Source organism: Streptomyces speibonae (assembly GCF_984686075.1).
Genome location: NZ_OZ480260.1, coordinates 1,377,033 through 1,402,198 on the forward strand (window position 1 = coordinate 1,377,033; position 25,166 = coordinate 1,402,198).

At 72.4% G+C, this 25,166-nt stretch carries 20 protein-coding genes; 8 read left to right on the top strand and 12 right to left on the bottom strand.

All coding sequences use genetic code 11. The features are described 5' to 3' along the window. Positions 1-263 precede the first annotated feature (263 nt). From AC5L3C_RS06115 to AC5L3C_RS06135, 5 genes are all read left to right on the top strand, one after another. Positions 264-1,406 carry a glycosyltransferase family 4 protein gene (locus AC5L3C_RS06115; RefSeq protein ID WP_493647447.1) on the top strand — a complete coding sequence of 381 codons (1,143 nt, stop codon included), beginning with the start codon at positions 264-266 and terminating at the stop codon, positions 1,404-1,406. Between the two features lie 155 nt (positions 1,407-1,561). Then, entirely contained in the window at positions 1,562-2,923 is a 1,362-nt protein-coding gene (locus tag AC5L3C_RS06120) for a hypothetical protein (protein ID WP_493647449.1), read from the top strand. Positions 2,924-3,086: 163 nt separating this feature from the next. After that, positions 3,087-4,151, top strand: coding sequence for a lipoate-protein ligase LplAB (lplAB, locus tag AC5L3C_RS06125; protein WP_493647451.1), 1,065 nt, complete (start codon positions 3,087-3,089; stop codon positions 4,149-4,151). A gap of 202 nt (positions 4,152-4,353) precedes the next feature. Next, positions 4,354-5,019, top strand: a complete 666-nt coding sequence (locus AC5L3C_RS06130) for a hypothetical protein (protein WP_493647453.1) — start codon at positions 4,354-4,356, stop codon at positions 5,017-5,019. A gap of 364 nt (positions 5,020-5,383) precedes the next feature. Beyond that, on the top strand, positions 5,384-6,259 hold the full coding sequence (locus AC5L3C_RS06135; RefSeq protein ID WP_125503046.1) for a CAP domain-containing protein: 876 nt from the start codon (positions 5,384-5,386) through the stop codon (positions 6,257-6,259). 19 nt (positions 6,260-6,278) lie between these two features. On the opposite strand, the gene AC5L3C_RS06140 is transcribed toward AC5L3C_RS06135, so the two are convergent. Genes AC5L3C_RS06140 through AC5L3C_RS06150 form a run of 3 tightly spaced genes read right to left on the bottom strand, consistent with a single transcriptional unit; the run spans position 6,279 to position 9,184 of the window. After that, a complete protein-coding gene (locus tag AC5L3C_RS06140) occupies positions 6,279-7,016 on the bottom strand; it encodes an SDR family NAD(P)-dependent oxidoreductase (RefSeq protein ID WP_125503048.1) in 738 nt (245 codons plus the stop codon). Between the two features lie 45 nt (positions 7,017-7,061). Further along, entirely contained in the window at positions 7,062-7,703 is a 642-nt protein-coding gene (locus AC5L3C_RS06145) for a class I SAM-dependent methyltransferase (protein ID WP_125503050.1), read from the bottom strand. Positions 7,704-7,729: 26 nt separating this feature from the next. After that, positions 7,730-9,184, bottom strand: a complete 1,455-nt coding sequence (locus AC5L3C_RS06150) for an MFS transporter (RefSeq protein WP_164555572.1) — start codon at positions 9,182-9,184, stop codon at positions 7,730-7,732. Positions 9,185-9,292: 108 nt separating this feature from the next. Between AC5L3C_RS06150 and AC5L3C_RS06155 the strand changes: the two genes are divergently transcribed. Continuing rightward, the gene (locus tag AC5L3C_RS06155) at positions 9,293-9,877 is read left to right on the top strand and encodes a helix-turn-helix domain-containing protein (RefSeq protein WP_125503054.1); all 585 of its coding nucleotides are present in this window, start codon (positions 9,293-9,295) and stop codon (positions 9,875-9,877) included. 16 nt (positions 9,878-9,893) lie between these two features. Here the strand turns inward: AC5L3C_RS06155 and AC5L3C_RS06160 are convergent, their stop codons facing one another. The 9 genes from AC5L3C_RS06160 to AC5L3C_RS06200 form a co-directional block, all read right to left on the bottom strand. Further along, positions 9,894-11,414 (bottom strand): NCS1 family nucleobase:cation symporter-1, encoded by a 1,521-nt coding sequence (locus tag AC5L3C_RS06160; RefSeq protein ID WP_493647456.1) that lies wholly within the window; start codon positions 11,412-11,414, stop codon positions 9,894-9,896. Positions 11,415-11,442: 28 nt separating this feature from the next. Continuing rightward, positions 11,443-12,444 (bottom strand): TIGR03842 family LLM class F420-dependent oxidoreductase, encoded by a 1,002-nt coding sequence (locus AC5L3C_RS06165; RefSeq protein ID WP_125503058.1) that lies wholly within the window; start codon positions 12,442-12,444, stop codon positions 11,443-11,445. A gap of 11 nt (positions 12,445-12,455) precedes the next feature. Then, the gene (hydA, locus tag AC5L3C_RS06170) at positions 12,456-13,841 is read right to left on the bottom strand and encodes a dihydropyrimidinase (protein WP_493647458.1); all 1,386 of its coding nucleotides are present in this window, start codon (positions 13,839-13,841) and stop codon (positions 12,456-12,458) included. A gap of 40 nt (positions 13,842-13,881) precedes the next feature. Next, positions 13,882-14,724: a nitrilase-related carbon-nitrogen hydrolase gene (locus AC5L3C_RS06175; protein WP_493647460.1), complete on the bottom strand. Its 843-nt coding sequence runs from the start codon at positions 14,722-14,724 to the stop codon at positions 13,882-13,884. 156 nt (positions 14,725-14,880) lie between these two features. Then, on the bottom strand, positions 14,881-16,443 hold the full coding sequence (locus AC5L3C_RS06180) for a PucR family transcriptional regulator (RefSeq protein WP_493647462.1): 1,563 nt from the start codon (positions 16,441-16,443) through the stop codon (positions 14,881-14,883). A 30-nt stretch (positions 16,444-16,473) separates the two neighbouring features. Then, positions 16,474-17,760: an aspartate aminotransferase family protein gene (locus AC5L3C_RS06185; RefSeq protein ID WP_493647463.1), complete on the bottom strand. Its 1,287-nt coding sequence runs from the start codon at positions 17,758-17,760 to the stop codon at positions 16,474-16,476. Further along, positions 17,757-18,599, bottom strand: a complete 843-nt coding sequence (locus AC5L3C_RS06190) for a nitrilase-related carbon-nitrogen hydrolase (protein WP_493647465.1) — start codon at positions 18,597-18,599, stop codon at positions 17,757-17,759. Before AC5L3C_RS06190 ends, AC5L3C_RS06185 begins: the two co-directional genes overlap by 4 nt. A 169-nt stretch (positions 18,600-18,768) precedes the next feature. Further along, a complete protein-coding gene (locus tag AC5L3C_RS06195; protein WP_493647466.1) occupies positions 18,769-20,844 on the bottom strand; it encodes a hypothetical protein in 2,076 nt (691 codons plus the stop codon). A 137-nt stretch (positions 20,845-20,981) separates the two neighbouring features. Then, on the bottom strand, positions 20,982-21,251 hold the full coding sequence (locus AC5L3C_RS06200; protein ID WP_125503072.1) for a helix-turn-helix domain-containing protein: 270 nt from the start codon (positions 21,249-21,251) through the stop codon (positions 20,982-20,984). 33 nt (positions 21,252-21,284) lie between these two features. Here AC5L3C_RS06200 and map point away from each other — a divergent pair, with 33 nt between their 5' ends. Further along, complete coding sequence (gene map / locus AC5L3C_RS06205; RefSeq protein WP_493647468.1) at positions 21,285-22,055, top strand: type I methionyl aminopeptidase; 771 nt, start codon at positions 21,285-21,287, stop codon at positions 22,053-22,055. A 580-nt stretch (positions 22,056-22,635) separates the two neighbouring features. Beyond that, positions 22,636-25,164, top strand: a complete 2,529-nt coding sequence (locus AC5L3C_RS06210; RefSeq protein WP_493647470.1) for an ATP-dependent Clp protease ATP-binding subunit — start codon at positions 22,636-22,638, stop codon at positions 25,162-25,164. The last annotated feature ends 2 nt before the right edge of the window (positions 25,165-25,166 follow it).

The following is a 25,166-nucleotide window of genomic DNA, read 5'->3' on the forward strand; positions in this document are numbered from 1 at the left end:
CGCGACCGGCGCGAGTGGTCGTTTGCTTCGCGTCGTGCGCTTCCCGGGCGTGTGCCTCGGGAGGGCACGTACCGGTGGTTTCGGGCGGAGGCACTGGTTCCGTACGGGAGTCGCAAGGCCCAATGGAGAAGGCGGAGTTGGCGGCCGACGCGGCCCCGCTTCGCCACCGCTCGCCACACTTCGTCCCCTCCGGAGGGAAACCCTTGGTGCACCAGATGGCATCGCGCCCCTACCGACTGGCCGTGGCACCGACCGTGCGGCGCATGACCATCGTGGCCCGGGTGTACGGATATCCGCCGGACCACAACGCCGGCTCGGAGTGGATGCTGCATTCGATGCTGCGTCCCCTCGCCGAGCGCGGCCATCATGTCTCGGTCTGGCTGTCGCACCCCGGCAGGAGCGTGAAGACCTACGAGATCGACGGGGTGCGGGTCGTTCCCTTCCAGGAGGGCATGGACTTCGCCGCCGACGCCCACAAGGCGGACGTGCTGGTGTCCCACTACGAGAACGTGCCCCTGGTGGCGGGGCTGTCCCGGGAACGTCTCATCCCGCTGGCCGTGATCTGCCACGACAACTTCGCCACCAGTTTCCACGACGCGGCGGGGGCTGATCTGGTCGTCTACAACAGCGAGTGGATCCGCCGGGACGGCGAGATCTTCTACGCCCGCTACCCGCGGGAGTTCCTGCCGCGGCAGAGCATCGTCGTCCGTCCGCCCGTGATCGCCGAGGAGTACCGGACGCGGCCCGGCGACTGCGCCACCCTCGTCAACCTCAACCCCGACAAGGGCGGTGAGCTGTTCTGGCAGATCGCCGCCTGGGCGCCCGAGTGGAGGTTCCTGGGCGTCCAGGGTGCCTACGGTCAGCAGATCATGCCGCCGCCGCGGCTGCCCAACTGCGAGGTGCTCGACTCGGTGCCCGGGCAGCAGATGCGCGAGCACGTCTACAACCGCTCCCGCGTGGTGCTCATGCCGAGCCTGTACGAGTCGTGGGGGCGGGTGGCGGTGGAGGCGTTCGCCTCCGGCATCCCCGTGATCGCCCATCCGACCCCCGGACTGGTGGAGTCCCTGGGCCAGGCCGGGATCTTCGCCTACCGCGACGACCTGAACGCCTGGATCGGCGCCCTGGCGTCCCTGAAGGACCCGGACACCTGGGCCAGAGCCTCCCGGCGGGCCAGGGCCCGGTCCCTCGAGCTGAGCGCCGCACCCGACCTGGACCTGTGGTGCGACGCCATCGAGTCACTGCCCGGGACGCGCCCCCGGCGCGAGGTTCCCGTGCGCCCTCTCGGCGCGCTCGTCGACGCCTCCGAGACGGGGCACGGCCCGGGCGACGTCGGCGCGCCGCGTGGCGGCGATCCCCGCCCGTGCCTGCCACGGCGCTCCGGAGCCCAGACCCACCACCGCCACTGAGCGCCGAGTCCCCGGCGTCCCCGGGAGGCCGCCCCACCATGCCCCAGCGCACCCTCACCCCCGGCACCGGACCGCGCGGGCCACCACCGTCCACGTCGTCCCCGCAGCGGTACTTCCACCAGGGCCATGCGCCCACCACACACAAGGAGATGGACATGAACGCATCAGCAACAGCGGTGGCCGTGGCGGCGGCGCCTGCCGAGGTCCGGGCCTCGGACCCGGAGCTGACGGGCATCAGGACCCTCGGGTACGCGAACCGGTTCTCGGTGTGGGACTCCGAGTTCCGGTACGACGGCCGCATCCGGGTCGGCATGGGCGTCAGGATCAGCAAGGTCGAGTACGCCTACTACGGCCGGGACGACCGGTCGTACATCACCGCCGTCCAGGTGCCGCGCGGCCAAGGTGGCATCAACCAGGAGTACGAGGTCATCGACGTGACGTTCCTCGCGGACTCCGACGTGCTCACCTTCACCCTGCGCGGTGACCTCAACGTCGACGCGGCCCCGGAGCGGGGCGAGTACAGCCGCGGCTACCGGCTCGGCGTGAAGGTCCACCTCAGCGACGGCTCCACCCGCACCACGCATGTGGAACTGGAGGTCCTCTGGCCGGCCTACGACCCGAACAACGGGCGGATCGGGCGGCCCTTCGTCCGTCTGCCCTATGACACGGGCTGGGGCGGGACCCCCAACAGCCAGGCCGGCTTCGGATGCGTGGCGGACAACGGCTACATCGCCGACAAGTTCATCGTCGACCTGGTCAACCCCCGGCAGGACAGGAGGGACCTGCCGGGCAACAACAGCGACCACGTGTATTACCAGCTGGTGCACGAGGACGGCACGCCGTCCCACCTCACTCCCGCTCCGGTCAGGCTCAACGTCAAGGGCCACTCGGACGCCGGCACCCGCGACAAGCGCATCCTGGACGCGGTCAACCTGCTCGACGAGGGTGACAAGCCGGGCTACTACCGGTTCCTGGTCTGGCCGCAGTCGACCAACACCTCCGACGGCAAGGCCAGCGCCCTGAGCTGGAATCCGGACCGGCCGGAGGACGCCTTCCAGCTCGGGAGCGTCTACTTCCGCTACACGGCCGCCCGCACCGCCGACTTCTCCGTGGCCCCGGGCGGGCCGCCGGACGTCAGGCTGACCGCCGGGGGTTCCGAGGGCTACCCCGGGGTGCACCTCACCACCCACGAGGGGCCGGTCGCCGAGCAGACCGTCACCGTCACCCTGCCCCAGGGCATGGGACTGCGGTTCGTGGAGCAGGGCAATCCCGGCTACCAGCTGACGGTGATGGACAGCGACGGAGCCATCAAGCAGTTCATCGGCCGGCTCTCCCCGGACGGCCGGAGCCTCACCTTCTCCAAGGTCAACCTGGCGCTGTCGGGCAAGATCTCCGAGTCCCGCGCGTGGGTGGCCGTCCGGGCCGTCGACCCGACGATCGCGGGCCGCACGTCCCTGACGTTCCAGGTGGGGAGTGAGACGAGCGCGAGCACCCCCGTCGAGGTCGGCGCCCGCTGACCGACGCGTCCCCTGTCCGCGCCGCCGGGCACCGGGGTCACACCCGGCGCCCGGCGGCGCGGCCGGAAACCACGGGCCGGAAACCACGGGCCGGAAACCACGGGCCGGGAACAACATCGCCCCCGTCGGTGTTGGCCCGGTCGGCAGAGGGAAAGGCGGAGCCGTGCACGGTGAGTACAAGATTCCCGGCGGCAAGCTCGTCGTCGTGGACGTGGAAGTGGCGGACGGTGTGCTGCGGCACCCCCGGGTGGCGGGCGACTTCTTCCTGGAACCGGACGAGGCCCTGGACGCCGTGAACGGCGCGCTGGACGGCGCCCCCGCCGACACCGACGCCGCCGGTCTGGCCGCGCGGATCGACGCGGCCCTCCCCGAGGGCACCGTGATGTACGGGCTCACCTCCGAGGGCGTCGGCATCGCGGTGCGCCGCGCGCTGGCGCACGCCACCGACTGGACCGACTACGACTGGCAGTTCGTCCACGAGGGACCGCAGTCCCCCGCCCTGCACATGGCGCTGGACGAGGTGCTCACCGCCGAGGTCGCCGCCGGCCGGCGCCCCCCGACGCTGCGGGTGTGGGAGTGGGGCGCCCCGGCCGTGATCATCGGCAGTTTCCAGTCGCTGCGCAACGAGGTGGACCCCGAGGGCGCGCGGCGGCACGGCATTGAGGTGGTGCGCCGGGTCTCCGGCGGCGGAGCGATGTTCGTGGAGCCCGGCAACACCATCACGTACTCGCTGTCGGTGCCCGAGGCGCTGGTGCAGGGGCTGTCATTCCAGGACAGCTACGCCTACCTCGACGACTGGGTACTCGGCGCGCTCGGTGAGATGGGCATCCGGGCCTGGTACCAGCCGCTCAACGACATCGCCACCGAGCAGGGCAAGATCGCCGGGGCCGCGCAGAAGCGGATGGTGGGTCCCGACGGGGGCCCGGGCGCGGTGCTGCACCACGTGACGATGGCGTACGACATCGACGCCGACAAGATGCTCGAGGTGCTGCGCATCGGGCGGGAGAAGATGTCCGACAAAGGCACGAAGAGCGCGAAGAAGCGGGTGGATCCGCTGCGCCGGCAGACCGGTCTGCCGCGCGAGGCCGTCATCGAGCGGATGGTCGACTCGTTCCGCGCCCGGTACGGTCTCGCCGACGGGAAGGTGACGGACGAGGAACTGGCCCGCGCACAGGAGTTGACGGGGAGCAAGTTCACGACGCCGGAGTGGATCGCGCGCGTGCCCTGAGCCGCCCAACGCGTGCCCCGAGTCGCCCAAATCGTTTGTTTCCCAGAGGAATCGAGGCAACCGGCCGCCTCGGACGGTGCGTCCCCGTCACCGCGCGCCTACGGAGCGAGTTGACCCTTCCGCACCACTGCGATGCGTGTGACACTGGCGTCCCGTCCGCAGTGCGGACTCCCTCCGCACCTTCCCCCACGAGAAGTGCGCCGTGCCTTCCTTTTCTTCTCTGCCGATCGCCCTGACCGCGCGCCTGTCCCCGGTGGTCGTCCTCGCCGCCGCGGGCTGGGCCCTGTCCTCCGGTCCGCTGGCCACTCAGGAGGCCGCCGCCGACAAGAGCCCCACCGAGAAGACGAAGACCCAGTCGGCCACCGCCCCGTCCGAGACCCAGGCGGTGAAGACGTACGCCGCGGCGCCCGCGCCGTGCGACAGCGTCTCCGACAAGAGCATCAAGTCCCTTGTGCCCGGGGCCAAGACGGCCGGCAAGGAGATACCGTCCACCGACGCCGACCTGCGCCGCACCTGCTCCTGGAACGCTCTCAAGGGCTACGACTACCGGTGGCTCGACGTGTCCTTCGAGGTGCTGGAGTCCGACGAGGCGGCGGAGAAGTCGTACCAGGGGCGGCTGGAGGAGAAGAGCGGCGGGGGCGCGGTTCCCGGGCTCGGGGACGAGGCGTACTCGGTGGTGAATCTGACCACCGAGGACAAGCAGCAGACCCGTGAGGGTGTGGTGGTGGCGCGCGCCGCCAACGCGCTGGTGATCGTGACGTACAACGGCAGCGACTTCGAGTCGAAGAAGGCGCCGGGTACGGATGTGATCAACAAGGGCGCGATCAAGGCGGCCAAGGAGGCCGTGGCCGCCCTGGGGGACGGGTGACGGCAATCCGGAATTGATGGTTCCGTGACATCCGCCACACCGGTTTGGTGATCTGCCCGGGTCGCTTAGTAGGAACCCCGCCGACGACATAGTGGACTTGTCCGGCTTGCCACGGAAGCGGTCCCGGACGCGGCGGTGGGCGGCCGGGCGGCGAGGCTGATGCCGTCGCCCGCGGGCTGCATGAGGCTTTCTGACGAGGCGACAGGCGTCCCGAGGCGCCCCTCACCAGGGGGTCAACACGCTCCCCCGCTCACCGCAAGGCCCCCGTGGAGCTACGAGACGCGGTAGTAGGAGAGCCCTTTGCACCGGGCGGCGGGCCGTCCGAAGAATGACCAGCCTCCGGACAGCAGGGGTGAGGTCACTCATGGGAAAGCACCGCCATCAGCAGCAGTACCGCCGCACGGTCGTCGCGGCACTCTCCATCGGCGTCATAGGCATACCCTCGGTCGCCATGGCCTGTACGGACTGGCCCGGCGGTGAGGAACGGCAGCACCGGGACTCCGCCGCCTCCGTCGCGGACCGCGACCGCTGGGACGGGCCCGACTGGTACCGGCAGTGGAGCGGCCAGCAGCACGGCGAGCGCCGCGCGGCCCCGTCGGACACGCCGTCCGCCACCCAGGGCCCCGACAGGCCCGGCACGTCGAAGCGCCAAGGCGCCGAGCCGTCGCACAAGCCGGGGAAGAAGAAGACGAAGGCTCCCGAGGCGCCCGCCTCCCAGCCCGCCTCGAAGCCCGCGGCCTCGGCTCCGAAGCCGACCACGGCCGCTCCCAAGCCGTCCACGGCCGCCCCCGCGCCCACCACCGCCGCTCCCGAGCCCTCCGCGACCGCTTCCAGCCCCGCCCCGACGGACGGCGCCCAGGCCTCGGGCGCCGTCGCCGAGGTCGTGGAACTCGTCAACGCCGAACGCGCCAAGGCCGGTTGCTCCCCGGTGAAGGTGAACGCCACCCTGACCGAGGCGGCGCAGAAGCACAGCGAGGACATGGCGGCGAGCGGCACCATGTCGCACACCGGCTCCGACGGCTCCTCCCCCGGCGACCGCATCACCCGCGCCGGCTACAGCTGGAGCACCTATGGCGAGAACGTCGCCTACGGCTACTCCACCCCGGAGCAGGTGATGCAGGGCTGGATGACCAGCCCCGGCCACAAGGCGAACATCCTCAACTGCTCCTTCGAGGAGATCGGCGTCGGCCTCGCCCAGCCCGGGTCCTACTGGACCCAGGACTTCGGCACGGCCCGCTAGCACCCGCGCTGTCCGACGGTCAGCCGAGGGCGGGCTGACCGCCCATCGCGAGGAGTGTGGCGCCGTTGACGTAACTGGCGTCGGAGCAGGCCATGAAGGCGATGGCTCCGGCGATTTCCTCCGGATCGGCGAGGCGCCGGAGGGCGACGGCCTGTCCCGCGGATTCGAAGGCGTCGCCGTAGCCGGCGGTGCCCTCGGTGCGGGTGGGCCCGGCGGCGACGGCGTTGACGCGGACTCCGGCGGGGCCGAACTCGGCGGCCCATACCCGGGTGAGGGATTCCAGGGCGGCTTTGGTGGCCCCGTAGACGCCGCTGCCGAGGCCGGGGGTGCCGGCCGCGCCGCTGCTGACATTGATGATGGCGCCGCGGCCGCGCTCGGCCATGCCGGGGGCGAGGGCCTGGACGAGGAGGTAGGGGGCGCGGAGGTTGATGTCGATGTGCGCGTCGAAGGTGGCGGGGGTGGTGTCGACGGTGCGGGCGAAGTGGAAGATCCCCGCGTTGTTGACCAGGATGTCGACGGCTCCGGCGCGGTCGGCCAGAGCGGTCACCTGCGCGGGGTCGGACAGGTCGGCGGGCTCGAAGCGGGCTTTGGCGCCCAGCGCTTCGATGCGCCGAACGGTGTCGGCGGCGCGCTGCTCGTCGCGGCCGTGGACGACGACGTCGGCGCCGCGGGCTGCCAGGGCCAGGGCGGTGGCCCGTCCGATGCCGGCGGTGGCGCCGGTGACCAGAGCGGTCTGCTGGGCGAGGTCGTGGTGCATGGTCGTGCTCTTTCCTGTGCGGTGCCGGCTGTGTGCGGGCCGGGGCTAACGGGTGCGGCGAGCGGTCAGGACGGTGTCGTGGACGGTGACCTGCCGGCCGTCGGGTGTGGTGGCCGTGCGGGGGCGGGCGGTTCGGGTGAGGGCCTGCCAGGCGTGTGCGGGGAGGTCGTCGGTGAGGTCGTCGGCGGTGTAGAAGATGTCGGGCTCGGGCGGGCGGGGCATGGCGGTGTCCAGGTCGCCGGGGTGGTGCCCGATGATCACCAGATGCCCGTCGGGGGCGACGCGTGAGGCGAGGGCGGCGAAGACGGCGCGGCGCAGGGGCGAGGGGAAGTGGAGGAACGAGGCGGTGACGAGGTCGTAGCGCGGGGCTCCGTCGTCGTGGGGTGTCCAGGTGCGGAGGTCGGCCTGCTGCCAGGTGAGGCGGCCGGCCAGGGCGGCCGGGGTGTGGCCGGCCGCGCGGGCGAGGGCCTGGGCGGAGAAGTCGGTACCGGTGACCTGCCAGCCCGCCCGGGCCAGCCAGAGGGCGTCGGCGCCCTCGCCGCATCCCGCCTCCAGCGCCGTCCCTGGAGTCAGCGTGTCCGCCTCTTCGACGAGGGCGGCGTTGGGCCGGCCGCTCCATAAGGGGTCGGGCCGGTGGTAGCGCCGGTCCCAGAACGCGGCTTCGTAGCGCGGATCGGTGTCACCCATAGGAGTTCTCCAGAGGTCTGAGGTGATCAGGCGGAGGGGGTGCCGGGGGCCGGGATGCGGCGCGCCCAGAGGCCGAACAGAACCAGTCCGGCCAGGGGGAAGGCGGCGGTCGCGAGCAGGGTTGCTCCCAGGCCGTCCTCCAGACCGCCGGTGGCGGACAGCACGCTGGTCAGGACGGCCAGGCCCATGCCGCCGCCGAGTTGCTGGAGGCCCTGGTTGAGGGCGGCGGCGGCGCCGATGTGCTCGGCGGGGGCCTGGTGCATGATCACGGCGGTGACGGGGGCGAACGTGGCGCCGGCGCCCGCGCCGAGCAGGATCGAGGGCAGCAGCACGGTGACGATCGAGGTGTGCGCGTCGGCGTCGGCGGCCACCAGCGCCATCCAGGCGATGCCCAGCACCAGCCCGGCGAGTCCCGCACTGCCGATGACGCGCTCGCCCAGCCGCGGCAGCAGCCGGGGGGTGAGCTGGTTGGTGGCGATCAGGCCGACGGTGAAGGGCACCAGGGCGAGTCCGGTCCGGATCGGGGTGAAGCCGAGCACCTGCTGGGTGAGCAGGGTGGTGAAGAACAGGAAGCCGACCTGCCCGGCGGGGACGACCAGCATCGACAGCAGCGGCCCGGCGCTGCGCAGGGAGGAGAAGAACGCGGGCGGCACCACCGGATGCGGATGTCGGCGTTCGCACACGACCAGGGCCGCGAGTGCGAGGGCGGCGACGGCGAACGACCCGGTCACCACCGGGCTGCCCCAGCCGCGGTCGGCGGCGGAGGTGAAGGCGAACACCAACGCCACCATCGTCAGGACCGAGGCCGTGGCGCCGCCGGTGTCCAGCGAGGTGCGCCGGCGCTCCATCTCCGGCAGGTTGCGCGCCGCACCCACCAACACCACAAGCCCGACGGGGGCGTTGACGAACATCACCCACTCCCAGCCCAGCGTCTGTGTCAGCACACCGCCCGCGAGCAGTCCGACCGCGGCTCCCGCGCCCACGGCCAGGACGAACATCGCCATCGCCCGCGAGCGCTGCGGGCCCGGTGCGGTGATCCCCATCAGCAGCACCATCACGCTGGGCGCCGCGATCGCCGCACCCACCCCCTGCAGCGCACGCGCCGCCACCAGCACCCCGGCGGAGGGCGCCAGCCCTCCGGCCACGGAGGCGATCACGAAGACGACGACGCCCAGGAGCAGGGCGCGGCGCGGGCCGATCATGGAGCCGGCCTTCCCGCTCAGCAGGATCAGCCCGCCGAAGGCCAGCGCGTAGGCGGTCACCACCCAGGACAGGCCCGCGCTGGAGAAGCCCAGCTCGCGGCCCATGTCGGGCAGGGCCACATTGACGATCGAGGTGTCCACGACGAACATCAGCTGCGTCAGCACCAGGATCACCACGGCCAGGGCCACCGGACCGCGGCGCACCGCCACCGCCGCTCCGGACGGCGCTGCGGCCTCCCGCCGCGCGTCCTTCAGCTCGCTGCCGCTGTCGTGGCTCATCGCATCGCTCCCCTTCCGTGCGGCAGCCCCGGTGGGAGCGCCTGCCATCACAGTCGGACCACTCCGCTCGGCATGCAAAGATCCTTGCTGCGGTGGCAAGGTGGAGGGATGGACGAAGAGACACAGGCGACGATGGCCGCGGTCGGCCCGCGCCTCAGGGGACTGCGGACCCAGCGCGGCCTTTCCCTGACCGCCCTGGCGGAGGCCACCGGGATCTCCCTCAGCACGCTCTCGCGCCTGGAAGCGGGCCTGCGCCGCCCCACGCTCGAACTGCTGCTGCCCCTGGCCCGGGAACTGCGCGTGGACATCGGCCTGCTCATCGGCGCCCCGCAGACGGGCGACCCCCGCCTGCACCTGCAACCTGTCACCCGTCACGGCATGACCATGCTGCCGCTCACCCGACGGGCAGGCAGCCTGCAGGCCTACAAATTGATCATCTCGCCGAAGACGCGCTCGCCCGAACCGGAGCAGGCCAGCCACGAGGGCTACGAATGGCTCTACGTCCTCGACGGCCGGCTGCGCCTTGTCCTGGGCGACAACGACCTGATCATGAGCCCGGGCGAGGCCGCCGAGTTCGACACCCGCACCCCCCACTGGTTCGGCAACGCCGACGAACACCCGGTCGAGATCCTCAGCCTCCTCGGCCACCAAGGGGAACGCGCGCACCTCCGCGCCCGCACCACACCGCGGTGAACCCGCCTCCGGCCGCTCACACCCTCCGGTGCCGGGCCATCAGCGCGAGATAGACCACGAGCGACGCGGCGAGGCCCACCGCCCAGCCGTAGTCCGCGAGGGGCTTGAGGAAGGGGATCAGCCCGTCCTCGGGGAAGGGCCCCTTGCCGGGAGCCGAGTGGGAGCCGCCGACCGCGAGCACCCCGCCGATCAGGAAGGCGGCGACGGCGCGCAGGTTCCAGCCGGAGGTGTACCAGTAGCGTCCGCCCGGGGTGTACAGGTCGGGCAGGTCCAGGGAGGTGCGGCGGAGCAGCCAGTAGTCGGCGATGAGGATGCCGGCGACGGTGCCGAGGAGTCCGCCGACGAGACCCAGCCAGGTGAAGATGTACAGCTCGGGCGTCTCGGTGAGCTTCCACGGCATGATCAGCACACCGACCACACCGGTGACCAGCGCGCCGGTGCGGAAGCTGATGAACCGGGGCGCCAGGTTCGCCAGGTCGTACGCGGGTGAGACCACGTTGGCCGCGATGTTCACCGAGATGGTGGCGACGAGCACCGTCACCAGCGCGAAGAGCAGCCCGAAGACGTTGTCCGTGCGCCCGGCGAGTGCGACCGGGTCCCACACCGGGGCACCGTAGACCGCCTGGCTGCCGGAGGTGACGAACACGGACAGCAGCGCGAACAGGGTCATCGTGGTGGGCAGTCCGAGGGTCTGGCCCCACACCTGGGCGCGCTGGCCCGCGCCGAAGCGGGTGAAGTCGGGGATGTTGAGACTCAGGGTCGACCAGAAGGCGATCATGCCCATCAGGGAGGGGAAGAACACCGGCCAGAAGTCCGCGCCCCAGCCGAGCCGCGAGGGCTGGTCCAGGAGCGGTCCGAGGCCGCCGGCCTTGTTGGTGATCCAGGCCAGCAGCACCAGCGCGCCGACGATGACGAACGGGGCGGCCCAGTTCTCGAACCGGCGCAGTGTCTCCATCCCCCGGTAGATGATGGCCAGTTCGAGGGCCCAGAACAGCACGAAGCACACCCACAGCGTCCACGGCTGCCCGCCGACCCGCGACGCCTCCGCCCAGCCGCCGAAGAGCTTGCCGAGCAGCACGAAGATGCCCTGGCCGCCGATCCAGGTCTGGATGCCGAACCAGGCGCAGGCCACCCCGGCCCGGATCATCGCCGGCAGGTTGGCGCCGCGCAGCCCGAACGAGGCCCGGGCCAGCACCGGGAACGGGATGCCGTACTTGGGGCCGGCGTGACCGGTCAGCAGCATCGGCGCGAGCACGATGACGTTGGCCAGCGCGATGGTGAACACGGCCTGTTTCCAGTCCATGCCCAGCGCGACGAGGCCGGAGGCGAGCAGCCAGGAGGGGATGTTGTGCGCCATCCCCACCCACAGGGCGGTGAAGTTGTACGTCGTCCAGCGGCGGCGGGCCAGCGGCACCGGCAGCAGGTCGTCGTTGACGAAGCGGCTGTCGGTGAGGGTGACGCCCGGCGGGAGTTCGACGCGTCCCGCCGGGTCGGGTATGGGATTCTCGGACGGCACGGGCGGGACGGTCGCGGTCATGGGCGTGTCCTTCGGGCAGTGGTACCGGTCAGCGGTGGAGGGCCGGGATGATCTCCGCTCCGTAGGCGTCGATCGTCGTTTCCTGCGCGTCGTGCATGTCGTAGACGGCGAACTGGTCCACGCCCAGCTCGCGCAGGGCCTTGAGCTTCTCGATGTGCGCCTCGGCCGGGCCGAGCAGGCAGAACCGGTCGACGATCTCGTCGGGCACGAAGTCCGTGGAGGGATTGCCGGCCCGTCCGTGGTGGCTGTAGTCGTAGCCGTGCCGTTCCTTGATGTACGCCGTCAGCGCCTCGGGGACCAGGTCGGAGTGCTCGCCGTAGCGGGCGACCAGGTCGGCGACGTGGTTGCCGACCATCCCGCCGAACCAGCGGCACTGCTCACGGGCGTGCGCCAGATCGTCACCGACGTACGCGGGGGCGGCGACGCAGACGGTGACGGACGCGGGATCACGTCCGGCCTCCTCGGCGGCGGCGCGCACCGCCTTCACCATCCACTCGGTGAGGTACGGGTCGGCGAGCTGGAGGATGAACCCGTCGGCCTTGTGCCCGGCCAGGGCGAGCGCCTTGGGTCCGTACGCCGCCATCCAGACGGGCAACTTGCCCTCCCGCACCCACGGGAGCCGCAGCGGCTGTCCGTCGACCTCGGCCTCCCGTCCCTCGGCGAGGTCGCGGATCACACCGATCGCCTCGCCGAGGCGGGCCAGCGTGTTGGGTCTGCGTCCGGCGACGCGCATCGCGGAGTCGCCGCGTCCGATGCCGCAGACGGTGCGGTTGCCGAACATGTCGTTGAGGGTGGCGAAGGTGGAGGCGGTGACCTCCCAGGTGCGGGTGCCCGGGTTGGTGACCATCGGGCCGACCTTCAGTTTCGTGGTGCTGGCCAGGATCTGGCTGTAGATCACAAAGGGTTCCTGCCACAGCACGGCGGAGTCGAAGGTCCAGCCATGGGTGAAGCCGTTGCGCTCGGCGCGCTTCATCAGGCCGACCACCCGCGAGGCAGGCGGGTCGGTCTGCAGGACGAGTCCGAAGTCCATGGGCGGGGCTCCTAGGTGAGGTACTGACAGGTGGAACGCGGGGTGTAGACGCCGTGCCCGGCGCGTCCGGTGTACTCCCGGTCGGTGATGACGGGGACGCCGCGCGAGAGGACGGTCTCGACGCGGCCGGTGACGCGCTTGCCCTCGTAGGCCGAGTAGTCGACGTTCATGTGATGGGTGCCGGCGGAGATGACCTGCTCGGCGCCGGGGTCGTAGATCACGACGTCGGCGTCGGCGCCCGGCGCGATGGTGCCCTTCTTCGGGTACAGGCCGAACATGCGGGCCGGGGTGGCGCAGGCGATCTCGATCCAGCGCCGGCGGGAGATGTGTCCGTCGACGACGGCCTGGTGGAGCAGGTCCATACGGTTCTCCACGCCCGGCAGGCCGTTGGGGATCCTGGAGAAGTCGCCGCGGCCGAGTTCCTTCTGGCCGGTGAAGCAGAACGGGCAGTGGTCGGTGGAGACCACCTGGAGGTCGTTGGTGCGCAGGCCCCGCCAGAGCGCCGCCTGGTGCTCCTTGGGCCGCAGCGGGGTGCTGCACACGTACTTGGCGCCCTCGAAGTCGGGCTCGGCGAGGTTGTCGGTGGACAGGAACAGATACTGCGGGCAGGTCTCCCCGAAGACGTTCAGGCCCTCGTCGCGGGCCCGCGCCAGCTCGGCCACCGCCTCGGTGGCGGAGACGTGGACGACGTACAGCGGGGCGCCGGCGACCTGGGCGAGCCGGATGGCGCGGTGCGTGGCCTCGGCCTCGAGCAGGGCCCCCCGGACCTCGCCGTGGAAGCGTGGGTCGGTCTCGCCGCGCGCCAGGGCCTGCTCGACCAGCACGTCGATCGCGATGCCGTTCTCGGCGTGCATCATGATCAGCCCACCGTTGCCGGCGGAGCGCTGCATGGCGCGCAGGATCTGGCCGTCGTCGGAGTAGAAGACGCCCGGGTACGCCATGAACTGCTTGAAGCTGGTCACGCCCTCCTCGACCAGGAGGTCCATCTCCTTCAGCGTCTCCTGGTTCACATCGGAGACGATCATGTGGAAGCCGTAGTCGATCGCGCAGTTCCCCTCCGCCTTGGCGTGCCAGGCGTCCAGGCCCTCGCGCAGGGCGTGGCCGACGCTCTGCACGGCGAAGTCGACGATCGTGGTGGTGCCGCCCCAGGCGGCGGCGCGGGTGCCGGTCTCGAAGGTGTCGGAGGCGAAGGTGCCGCCGAAGGGCAGCTCCATGTGGGTGTGGGCGTCGACCCCGCCCGGGATGACGTACTTGCCGGTGGCGTCGATGGTGCGGTCGGCGGTGAGGACGCCCGCGGCGCCGATGGCGGCGATGCGGCCGTCCTCGATCAGGACGTCGGCGTGGATCTCGTCGGAAGCGGTGATGACGAGGCCGCCGTGGATCAGTGTCCGGCTCATGGTCGCTCCTCGCGGTGGGTCGTGCCGGGTGTGCTCTCCCTCAGGGCGCTGTCAGGGGGCCATAGGCGCCCGGGGCGCGGTCGCGGTAGAACTGCCAGCGGTCGCGGACCTCCCTGAGCTTTGCCAGGTCCAGGTCGCGGACGACGAGTTCGGTCTCCTTGTCGCTCGCCGGCTCGCCGACGAACTGGGCCTCCGGGTCGACGAAGTAGCTCGTGCCGTAGAAGTCGTTGTCCCCGTACTCCTCCACGCCCACCCGGTTGATCGCGCCGACGAAGTACTCGTTGGCGACGGCCGCCGCCGGCTGTTCCAGCTGCCAGAGGTAGCCGGAGAGGCCGCGTGAGGTGGCGGAGGGATTGAAGACGATCTCGGCGCCCGCGAGGCCCAGCGCGCGCCAGCCCTCGGGGAAGTGGCGGTCGTAGCAGATGTAGACGCCGATCCGGCCGGCCTTGGTGTCGAAGACGGGCCAGCCGCTGTTGCCGGGACGGAAGTAGAACTTCTCCCAGAAGCCCTTGACCTGCGGGATGTGCGTCTTGCGGTACTTGCCGAGGTAGCTGCCGTCGGCGTCGATCACGGCGGCCGTGTTGTAGAGGACCCCGGGCTGCTCCTCCTCGTACATCGGCAGTACCAGGACGATTCCCAGTTCCCGTGCCAGGGTCTGGAAGCGCCGGACGACGGGCCCGTCCGGGATGTGCTCGGCGTACTCGTAGAACGCCGGGTCCTGCACCTGGCAGAAGTACGGTCCGTAGAACAGCTCCTGGAAGCAGAGCACTTGGGCACCCTGGGCGGCGGCGTCGCGGGCGGCCTGCTCGTGGACCCGGATCATCGACTCCTTGTCGCCGGTCCACGCGGTCTGGAAGACGGCGGCACGGATCATCGGACTCATCAAGACCTCCGGTCGCTCGGTGTGCGGCGAGCCTAGGGAGGCGAGGAGCCTGCTTTGAGTTGCAGCGTGTCACGTCTGCCGGGGTGCGGCGTGTCACCGTGTCACCCGTCGACGAACCCATGTCTCACCGCCGTTGTCGCAGGTAAGCCGCGTGTTTCAGCGCTGTTGCGCGTCGTGTGCGAGGAGCGCGATGTGGACCGAGGCGGCCTGCTCGAAGTCGTCGAGGTCCACGCCCAGCCGGGTCTGTATCGCCTCGAGGCGGCGGTAGAGCGCGGGCCGGGAGACATGGTGGAGCTGCGCGGTGCGGGACTTGTTGCGGCCGGTGGCGAGGTAGGTGCGCAGCACCGACAGCAGGTCCTCGGAGGGGTCGCGGAGCAGGCCGTCCAACTCCCGCTCCGCGAAGGACTGGACCTGCGGATCGTCCCGCAACAGCCGGATCAGGCCGCGCAGATGGACGTCCCGGAGGCGGACGACGGGCGGCAGGTCCAGCGCGGCGGCGGAGTCCGTCACGGCGTCGGCCACGTGCCGGGCCTCGCGCAGCCCGGCGGGCACGTCGTCGAAGCCGGTGCGGGCGCCGGCCGCCGCCACCACCGCGGGCCCGGCCCCGGGCTCGGCGCGCAGCCGGGCGGCGAAGTGCCCGGTGAGGACGTCGGCGTCCTGGTCGCGGGCGAGGCTCAGCAGGACGGCGGTCGCCGTGTCGCAGAGTTCGGCGGCGATCCCGGGGAGCCCCAGCAGGCGCAGCACGCGGTCCAGCTGGGCCGCGTCCCGGCCCCGTACGACGAGCGGCACGAAGGTGCGGCGGTTCACCGGCAGCCCGGCCGCGCGCGCCCGGGGCAGCAGGTGCCGCGCCGGTACGACGCCGCCGACCAGGTCGGTCAGCAGGCTCTGCGCGGACTGTTCCTCCCAGGTGCGGACGGTGGTGCCGCCGAGCATGCGGTGCAGCACGAGGGCCTCGGCGGCGCGGTCGGCGAGCAGCCGCCCGGTGGCGGTGTCGCCCCGGTAGCCGCACAGCACGAGGCGGCCCCAGCGTTCGCCGCGCCCGCCGAGTTCGGCGCGGATCCAGCCGTCGCCCTCGCCGCGGCCGGCCTGCCGGGCGATGCGTTCCCAGTCGCGCAGGACGTCGTCCACGGCGGGCCGCTCCCCCGCCGTGCCGAGGACGCGGTGGGCGAGGTTGGTGACGACGACGGGGCAGCCGCTGTGCCGGGCCACCTCGTCGAGCAGGCGTTGCAGCGGGGCGCCGGCGGTGATCAGGGCGGTGAGTTCGGTGCGGACGGCCTCGGAGAGGCTGACGGCGGCGAACTTGCTCCGGACCAGGCGGGACTGCACCTCCTCGGTCAACTGGGCGAAGGGGAAGGGACGGTGGAGGACCACGAGGGGCATGCCGCACCGCTCCGCCGCCCGCCGCATGGCCTCGGGCGGAGACGGGAAGGCCCGGCCCAGTCCGAGGACCACGGCGGACGCCTCGGCGCGGTGCATGGAGCGGACGTACTCGGCCTGCTTGGCCTCGTCACCGGCGAGCAGCACCCCGGTGGTGAGCACCATCTCGCCGCCACTGAGCATCACCCCGACGTCGGCCGCCTCGGCGACGTGCACCCAGCGCACCGGCCGGTCCAGCCGCCCCGCGCCCGCCACCACCTCGGGCTCCCCGGCGAGCACCCGCTCCAGGGCGAGGACCTGCCGGACGGACAAGGCCGGTGCGGATGCCTCCCAGGTCGTCATGGCAGCGTCCTTCTGCTCGGTGTAGCGCTCCTACCGGATGCTCCGCAGCGCGCGTTCGAGGATGTCCGCGCCCTCCTCGGCCTCCGCGACGTTGAGGGACAGCGGCGGGGCGATGCGCAGCGCGCTGGTGTTGTGTCCGCCGCCCTTGCCGATGAGCAGGCCGCCCTCGCGGGCCGCCTCCAGGACGGCGGACGCCGCCTCGGGGTCGGCCTCGTCGGTGCCGGGCCGGCTCAGCTCGATCCCGATCATCAGCCCGCGTCCGCGGACCTCCCGTACGGCCGGCACGTGGGCGGCGACGGCCCGCAGCCGCTCGATGAGCAGGCCGCCGACCCGGCGGGCGTTGCCCTGGAGGTCGTGCTCCAGCAGGTAGTTGAGGTTGGCCAGCCCTGCCGCCATGGTGATCTGGGTGCCGCCGAACGTCGAGATGCTGTTGGCGTCCAGGCAGTTCATGATCTCGGAGCGGGCGACGACCCCGCCGATGGACATGCCGTTGCCGATGCCCTTGGCGAAGGTCAGCATGTCGGGCGGGCCGCCGCGGCCGTGGGCCTGCCAGCCCCAGAAGTGCTCGCCGGTGCGGCCCCAGCCGGTCTGCACCTCGTCGGCGATCCACAGGATGCCCCGCTCGTGGAGCACCTCGCGGAAGGCCGCGTACAGCCCGTCGGGCGGGGAGGTGAAGCCGCCGACGCCCTGGATCGGTTCGGCGATCAGCGCGGCGGGCGGGCGGGTGTGGCCGAGGAGGTCCTTGAGGTCGTCGACGCAGGCCGCGACGAAGTCGTAGTCGTCGAGTGCGGCGAACGGGCCCCGGGTGCGCACGCCGCCGTGCACGTACAGCGTCTGGAGCGGGGAGAGCGAGGTCGGGGACCAGCCGCGGTTGCCGGTGATGCCGACGGAGCTGAAGGAGCGGCCGTGGTAGCTGTTGCGCATGGCCAGGACGGTGTTGCTGCGCCGGTAGGTGGTGGCGAGCAGCAGGGCGGTGTCGTTGGCCTCGGTGCCGGAGGTGGTGAAGAAGACCCGGGCGTCCGGGATGCCGCTCAACTTGGCGATGCGCTCGGCGAGTTCCACCATCGGCCGGTTGAGGTAGAGGGTGGAGGAGTGGACGATCCGCCCGGCCTGTTCGCTCACCGCCTTGGTGATCTCGGGCAGCGCGTGGGCGGTCATGGTGGTGAGGATGCCGCCGAAGAAGTCGAGGTAGCGGTTGCCGTCGGCGTCCCAGACGTGGCGTCCCTCGCCGTGGGTGATCTCGAGGGGCTCCTCGTAGTAGAGGGCGAGCCAGTCGGGGAGCACGGAGCGGTGGCGGCCCAGCAGGTCGTCGGTCACGGCCGCACCAGTCCCTCGTAGGCGTCGGGGCGGCGGTCGCGGTAGAAGGCCCACTGCTGCCGCACCTCTTCGATGAGGTCGAAGTCCAGGTCGCGTACCACGAGTTCCTCCTTGCTGTCGCTGGCGACGTCGCCGACGAACTGCCCGCGCGGGTCGACGAAGTAGCTCGTGCCGTAGAAGTCGTTGTCCCCGTACTCCTCCACGCCCACACGGTTGATCGCGCCGACGAAGTACTCGTTGGCGACGGCCGCCGCCGGCTGTTCCAGCCGCCACAGGTAGGACGACAGGCCCCGGTGGGTGGCGGACGGGTTGTAGACCAGCTGGGCGCCGTTGAGGCCGAGTTGCCGCCAGCCCTCCGGGAAGTGGCGGTCGTAGCAGATGTAGACGCCGACCTTGCCCACGGCGGTGTCGAAGACGGGCCAGCCGAGGTTGCCGGGCCGGAAGTAGAACTTCTCCCAGAAGCCCTTCACTTGCGGGATGTGGTGCTTGCGGTACTTGCCGAGGACGGTGCCGTCGGCGTCGATCACGGCGGCGGTGTTGTAGTAGTGGCCCGACTGCTCGATCTCGAACACCGGCACGACGACGACCATGCCGGTCTCGCGGGCGAGTGCCTGCATCCGCAGCGTGGTGGGGCCGTCGGGGACGGGTTCGGCCCAGCGGTAGTGCTCGGGGTCCTGGACCTGGCAGAAGTAGGGGGAGTTGAACACCTCCTGGAACCCGATGACCTTCGCGCCCCGCCGCGCCGCCTCGCGGGCGTGCTCCTCGTGTTTCGCCAGCATGGACTCGGTGTCGCCGGTCCAGGTCGCCTGGACCAGAGCGGCACGTACGACGTTGGTCATGAGCTGCTCCTTCGACGCGACGTCAGCGCCTCTACGCCCGTAGAAACGGTCGTAGAGGGACGAACGTAAGCCTCTCGGACGGCCTTGCCAAGACCATCGTCGTCAAGGCCGGGGAGTCGATCGTGTTTGACACCCCGGTGGGTGAGTCGGCCCGGCCGGGCGCCGCCGGTCAGGCGGCGAGGCCCGCGACACGGAGGGCGTGCAGCAGGTCCCGGTGCCGGCCGTCGGAGACCCCCCGGGCGGCGGTCAGGAGCAGCGGCACGAGCCGGTACGGGTCGGGGGCGGCGGTGCGGGCGGCGTCCTCCGGGGGGCGGGTGCGGACACAGGCGTCGAGCAGGGCGCGCGCCTCGGCGTGCCGCGTCTCGGCGGTCAGGGTGAGCACGGCCCGCCCGATCTCGTCGGCCGGCCGGACGACGCCCTGGCGCAGGATCCGCTCGGCGTCCTCGTCGCGGCCGGCCGCGGCCAGCGCACCGGCGACGGCGACCAGCCGGTCGGTGGGCAGCGCGGCGGCCTCCCACAGCAGCGTCGCCCAGTCGGCGCCGAGGCCGGCCCGCCGCATCTCGTCGGCGAGCAGCGGGAAGCGTGCGGCGGGGGCGTACGCGGTCTCGGTCAGCAGCGCGTGCGCCTCCCCGCCGCGCTCCTCGCGCCGCAGGCGGGCGAGCGCCGCGACGGTCCGGGCGGCCTCCTGCCGGTCGGCCGGCCCGACGCGCCGCTCGGGTTGGGGCTCCTCCACCGGCGTCCGCTCACCTCCCCCGGCGAACCGCGCGCCCCGGGCACCGGCGGGGGCCGGCGGCAGGCTCGGCACGGCGGCAGGCGGTACGACGACGGCCTCCCCCTCGGCCACCCCGGCGAACCGCGCCCCGCCCCGCCGCCGTTTACGCCCCTTGCCTCCGGCAGCCCGCCCGGCATCCGGCCCCGGCGCAGACGTCCCGCGCCCGGCCTCATACCCGGGCCGCCCCGCACCGGACGCGGCCGGACGGTTCCCGGCGCCACCCGCAGCCCCGGAAGCACCGACGTCCCGGTTCTCCGCCTCCCTGGCACGGGTCTCCTCCGCCGCGACCTCGCCCTGGCCCTGCCCCGGCCCCGTATGCCACCCACCACCGGCCTCGAACGCATACTCAGGCCCCGGCGCAGACACGGCACCGCCCACCGCACCCACCGAACCGGAAACACCGACATCCCAACCCTCCACACCCCCAGCACCGCTCACCTCCGGCCCACCACCCTGACCCCGCCCCACCCCGGAACGCCACCCACCACCGGCCCCGAACGCATACCCAGGCCCCGGCGCAGACACGGCGCCCGCCGGGCCAGGTGCACCGAAGTCTCCGCTGCCCCCACCCCCATCAGCCACGCCCCGGCCGTTCTCGGCCGCGCCCGCCTGGCCCGGGGCAGGGAGATCCCGCCCGGCCGCACCTCCGGCGCCGGGCGCCCCTGCCGAGGATCCCTCGGCGGCATCCCGCCCCGGCGCGGAAGCCCCGTGCCCGAACTCCGCGCCGGGCGCCGCCCGGCCGCTCGCGGCGGCACCCGCCGGGCCGAGGACACGGGCATCCCGGCCGTCCGCCTCCCCCGGAACCCCCTCGCCGACATCCCGCCCCGGGTAGGGAGCCGCAGGGCCGGCGGAGCCGGAGCCGTGCCCTGTGGGTGAGCCGTTCCACTCGGGGACGGCGGCGGGCGCATGCGTCGGTCCGGAGGGCCGGGGCGTGCCCGGCGCGGCCGGACCGGCCGTCGGGCGGGTGGCGCGGTCGAGGGCGGACACGCGGGCGGTGATCTCGGCACACCGTGCCGTGGCGCGTGCGTGGTCGTCCTCGGCCCAGGCGAGGTCGGCGCCGAGGGCCTCCGCCTCCTCGGCGGTCGCCGCGGCCGCCAGCCTGCGCACCAGTGCCGCGCGGCGCTCCGCCGCGTACCGCTGTTCGCGCAGCATCACATCGAGCCGGTCGCTCAGGGTCTCCCGGGCCCCGGGCCGGGCGTCGTACACCTCCACCGCCGACGCGTGCAGGGCACGCGCCCTCGGCGTCTCGGCCTCGGCGGCGCCGGTACCGTACGCGACCGCGAGGTCGTGGAGCAGGGACTCCAGCACATCCCACGGCGGCGGTTCACGCCCTTCGAGGCACGCCCGCATCCCCTCGGGATCCCGCTGCCAGAACACCAGGCACCAGCCGCCGTAGCGGTCCAGGCGCGCCAGCAGATCCCGCAGGTAGTCCGTGAACTCCCGGACCGCGTCCGGGAGTCGCTCCGCCGCCATAGTCAACTCCCGCCAGATCCGGAGCACTCGACTCCGTAGGCAACACCCGTCGTGTTACAGCGGCGCTACGGAGAGTTTTCCGGCGGGATGCGAACCCCGCGTCCGGACCCGCGCGGACGCGGCTCCCGGCTCGCGACTCAGGCCGCGATCGACGTATCCGGCGCCTGTGGCGCGCAGCGCTCGACCAGCGTGTCCATCGAGAGCCCGAGCGCGCCGGCCAGCGCGGCCACAGTGAAGAACGCCGGCGTCGGCGCCCTCCCGGTCTCGATCTTCCGCAGGGTCTCCGGGGAGATCCCGGCGTGTGCCGCGATCTCCGCCATGCTGCGGTCGCCGCGCGTCTCGCGCAGCAGCCGGCCGAGCCGCTCGCCGCGCTCGCGCTCTTCGGGGGTCAAGGGGGTGCGCACCATGGAGCCCATTCTAATACCGGTATAGTAATTGGCATGGTGGAACTCAAGACCGACACATCGATCGATGCCATGTACGAGGCCGGCCAGGTCGTCGCGAGCGCGCTGAGCGCCGTACGGAAGGCCGCCGACGTGGGCGTTTCCCTGCTCGAGCTCGACGAGGTGGCCCGGGACGTGCTGCGCGCGGCGGGTGCGGACTCGCCCTTCCTCGGATACCGGCCGTCCTTCGCCCCGACCCCGTTCCCCGCGGTGATCTGCGCCTCCGTGAACAACGCGATCGTGCACGGCATCCCGGACGGCTACCGGCTGCGCGACGGGGATCTGGTCTCCATCGACTGCGGCGCCCAACTGGGCGGGTGGGCCGGTGACTCGGCGATCAGTTTCACCGTGGGCACCGCGCGCCCGGCCGACGTGCGGTTGATCGAGGCCACCGAGCGGGCGCTCGCGGCGGGCATCGAGGCCGCCGTCGTCGGCAACCGCATCGGCGACATCGCCCACGCGATCGGCACGGTGTGCCGCGGGGCGGGATACGGGATCATGGAGGACTTCGGGGGCCACGGCATCGGGCGCCGTATGCACGAGGACCCGGCGGTGCCGAACGAGGGGCGCCCGGGCCGGGGTATGCCCCTGCGGCACGGCATGTGCCTCGCGATCGAGCCCATGCTGATCGGCGGCGGCACGGACACGTACCATGCCGCGCCGGACGGCTGGACCCTGCGCACCGACGACGGCTCCCGCGCGGCGCACGCGGAGCACACGGTGGCGATCACGGACGCAGGCCCCCGCATCCTGACGGCCCGCGCGTAGGGCCCCCAACCGCGCGCCGGCACCGAGCCGGGACCGCCTGCCCGTGCCCCGAGCCGGGACGGGAAAGCGCGTGCCCGCGCCGAGCCAGGACGACACGCCCGTCCGCGCACGCAGCGGAACCGCCCACGCGCCCGTGCACACACGGGACCGCCCGCCCGCGCGGAATCGGAACGGAACGCGCACCCGCGCGGAATCAGGACGAGACACGCGCCCGCGCGTGAACGGAACACCGCGGCTGCCGCAAACGGGACCGCGGGCCCGCAGGCGCGCGGTCAGGACGAGACATGCGCCCGCGCCGCATCACGGCCACGCACCCCTCCGCACTCAAGGCAGGACAACCGCCCGCGCGCCCGCCCCTGCGGACGCAGTCGGGACGCGCGCTCGCCGTGGACGGGACCGTCCGCTCGTGGTCGGTACGGGACGCCCTTCGGCGTGCTACGAGGGCGGCCGCGGAGGGCTCGTCCCGGTGGTGTCGAGCTGGACATGCCCGCCCCAACGGATCGTGTCATCGTGGGCATGAGCGAGCCCCGGCCGGGTTACCCGGCCCCGGCACGTCGACCCAGCGAAGGAACGGATGACGATGACGAATGGTTTCGTCGGCCCGGAGGGTGACCCGTTCGCAGAATTCCTCGCCCGCTTCTTCGGCGGACAGCGCCCCCGCCAGATCGACATCGGCAGGCTTCTGAGCCAGCCCGCCCGGGAGCTGGTGCGCGGCGCCGCCCAGTACGCCGCCGAGCACGGCAGCCGTGACCTGGACACCCAGCACCTGCTGCGCGCCGCCCTCTCCGCCGAGCCGACCCGGAGCCTGCTCAGCCGGGCGGGCGCGGACCCCGACTCGCTGGCGTCCCAGATCGACGACCGGTCGGGCCCGGTGCAGCACAGTCCGGGCGAGGCCCCGCCGCCGACCTCGCTGTCCCTGACCCCCGCCGTCAAGCGCGCCCTGCTCGACGCCCACGAGATGGCCCGCGCGAGCGGCGCCGGCTACATCGGCCCCGAGCATGTGCTCAGCGCCCTGGCCGCCAACCCCGACTCGGCCGCCGGGCACATCCTGCACGCCGCCCGGTACGCCCCCTCCGGCCAGCCGGAGACGCCGGAGGCCGCCCCGCCGCGTGCGGAGCGCCCGCGGCCCGCGACGGGCACCCCGACGCTGGACAAGTACGGCCGTGACCTCACCTCCCTGGCCCGGGAGGGGCGGATCGACCCGGTGATCGGGCGCGACCAGGAGATCGAGCAGACCGTCGAGGTGCTCTCCCGGCGCGGTAAGAACAACCCCGTGCTGATCGGCGACGCGGGCGTCGGCAAGACCGCGGTCGTGGAAGGGCTCGCCCAGCGCATCGCCGAGGGCGACGTGCCCGACATCCTCCTCGGGCGGCGCGTGGTCGCCCTGGACCTGACGGCGGTCGTCGCCGGGACCCGCTACCGGGGAGACTTCGAGGAGCGGATGAACAACATCGTCGAGGAGATCCGCTCCCACTCCGAACAGCTGATCATCTTCATCGACGAACTGCACACCGTCGTCGGCGCCGGGGGCGGAGGCGAGGGCGGCTCGATGGATGCGGGCAACATCCTCAAGCCGGCCCTCGCCCGCGGCGAACTGCACATCGTCGGGGCGACCACCCTGGAGGAGTACCGCAGGATCGAGAAGGACGCCGCGCTGGCCCGCCGCTTCCAGCCGATCCTGGTGCCGGAGCCCACCCCCGCGGACGCGGTCGAGATCCTGCGCGGTCTGCGCGACCGGTACGAGGCGCACCACCAGGTCCGCTACACCGACGAGGCGCTGGTGGCGGCCGTGGAGCTGTCCGACCGGTATCTGAGCGACCGCCGGCTGCCGGACAAGGCCATCGACCTCATCGACCAGGCCGGCGCCCGGGTGCGGCTGCGGTCGCGGACCAAGGGCACGGACGTACGGGCGATGGAGCGCGAGGTCGAGCAGCTGACCTGCGACAAGGACCAGGCGGTCGCCGACGAGCAGTACGAGCAGGCGACCCGGTTGCGGGACCGGATCGCGGAGCTGAAGCAGCGGATCACGGAGGCCGGCGGCGAGGACGAGGTCGACGAGGGCCAGAGCCTGTGGGTGGACTCCGAGGCGATCGCCGAGGTGGTGGCCCGGCAGACGGGCATCCCGGTCAGCCGCCTCACCGAGGAGGAGAAGGACCGGCTGCTGGGTCTTGAGCAGCATCTGCACCAGCGGGTCGTCGGCCAGGAGGAGGCCGTGCGCGTGGTCTCGGACGCCGTGATGCGCTCCCGCGCGGGGCTGTCCAGTCCGGACCGGCCGATCGGCAGCTTCCTGTTCCTCGGGCCGACCGGCGTCGGCAAGACGGAGCTGGCGCGGGCGCTGGCCGAGGCGCTGTTCGGCAGCGAGGACCGGATGGTGCGGCTCGACATGAGCGAGTACCAGGAGCGGCACACGGTGAGCCGCCTGGTGGGCGCCCCGCCCGGCTACGTGGGCCATGAGGAGGCCGGTCAGCTCACCGAGGTGGTGCGCCGGCACCCGTACTCGCTGCTGCTGCTCGACGAGGTGGAGAAGGCGCACCCGGACGTCTTCAACATCCTGCTCCAGGTGCTGGACGACGGGCGGCTGACCGACGCGCAGGGCCGCACGGTGGACTTCACCAACACCGTGATCGTCATGACCAGCAATCTCGGCTCCGAGGCGATCACCCGGCGCGGGGCGAGCCTGGGGTTCGCGACGGGCGGCGCGGAGGCGGACGAGGAGGCGCGGCGCGAGCAGATCCTGCGTCCGCTGCGGGACCACTTCCGGCCGGAGTTCCTCAACCGGATCGACGAGATCGTGGTGTTCCGCCAGCTCACCGCGGAGGAACTGCGGCAGATCACCAACCTGCTGCTGGAGAGCACGCGGCGCAGCCTCAAGGGCCAGAACATCGGGGTCGACTTCACCGACGCGGCGGTGGACTGGCTGGCCGAGCGCGGCCACCAGCCCGAGTACGGCGCCCGGCCGCTGCGCCGCACCATCCAGCGCGAGGTGGACAACCAGCTCTCCCGGCTCCTCCTGGACGGGCGGGTCCGCGAGGGCGGCCGGGTGACGGTGGACGCCCAGGACGGCCACCTGACATTCCGCACCCAGGAAACACCAACACCGGAGCTGTGAAC

What these genes read in the sequence shown, in the direction of transcription:
- AC5L3C_RS06115 (WP_493647447.1), top strand. Translation starts at nt 264, where the DNA reads ATGACCATCGTGGCCCGGGTGTACGGATATCCGCCGGACCACAACGCC.
- AC5L3C_RS06120 (WP_493647449.1), top strand. Translation starts at nt 1,562, where the DNA reads ATGAACGCATCAGCAACAGCGGTGGCCGTGGCGGCGGCGCCTGCCGAG.
- AC5L3C_RS06135 (WP_125503046.1), top strand. Translation starts at nt 5,384, where the DNA reads ATGGGAAAGCACCGCCATCAGCAGCAGTACCGCCGCACGGTCGTCGCG.
- AC5L3C_RS06140 (WP_125503048.1), bottom strand. Translation starts at nt 7,016, where the DNA reads ATGCACCACGACCTCGCCCAGCAGACCGCTCTGGTCACCGGCGCCACC.
- AC5L3C_RS06145 (WP_125503050.1), bottom strand. Translation starts at nt 7,703, where the DNA reads ATGGGTGACACCGATCCGCGCTACGAAGCCGCGTTCTGGGACCGGCGC.
- AC5L3C_RS06150 (WP_164555572.1), bottom strand. Translation starts at nt 9,184, where the DNA reads ATGAGCCACGACAGCGGCAGCGAGCTGAAGGACGCGCGGCGGGAGGCC.
- AC5L3C_RS06155 (WP_125503054.1), top strand. Translation starts at nt 9,293, where the DNA reads ATGGACGAAGAGACACAGGCGACGATGGCCGCGGTCGGCCCGCGCCTC.
- AC5L3C_RS06160 (WP_493647456.1), bottom strand. Translation starts at nt 11,414, where the DNA reads ATGACCGCGACCGTCCCGCCCGTGCCGTCCGAGAATCCCATACCCGAC.
- AC5L3C_RS06165 (WP_125503058.1), bottom strand. Translation starts at nt 12,444, where the DNA reads ATGGACTTCGGACTCGTCCTGCAGACCGACCCGCCTGCCTCGCGGGTG.
- hydA (WP_493647458.1), bottom strand. Translation starts at nt 13,841, where the DNA reads ATGAGCCGGACACTGATCCACGGCGGCCTCGTCATCACCGCTTCCGAC.
- AC5L3C_RS06175 (WP_493647460.1), bottom strand. Translation starts at nt 14,724, where the DNA reads ATGAGTCCGATGATCCGTGCCGCCGTCTTCCAGACCGCGTGGACCGGC.
- AC5L3C_RS06180 (WP_493647462.1), bottom strand. Translation starts at nt 16,443, where the DNA reads ATGACGACCTGGGAGGCATCCGCACCGGCCTTGTCCGTCCGGCAGGTC.
- AC5L3C_RS06190 (WP_493647465.1), bottom strand. Translation starts at nt 18,599, where the DNA reads ATGACCAACGTCGTACGTGCCGCTCTGGTCCAGGCGACCTGGACCGGC.
- AC5L3C_RS06195 (WP_493647466.1), bottom strand. Translation starts at nt 20,844, where the DNA reads ATGGCGGCGGAGCGACTCCCGGACGCGGTCCGGGAGTTCACGGACTAC.
- AC5L3C_RS06200 (WP_125503072.1), bottom strand. Translation starts at nt 21,251, where the DNA reads ATGGTGCGCACCCCCTTGACCCCCGAAGAGCGCGAGCGCGGCGAGCGG.
- map (WP_493647468.1), top strand. Translation starts at nt 21,285, where the DNA reads ATGGTGGAACTCAAGACCGACACATCGATCGATGCCATGTACGAGGCC.
- AC5L3C_RS06210 (WP_493647470.1), top strand. Translation starts at nt 22,636, where the DNA reads ATGACGAATGGTTTCGTCGGCCCGGAGGGTGACCCGTTCGCAGAATTC.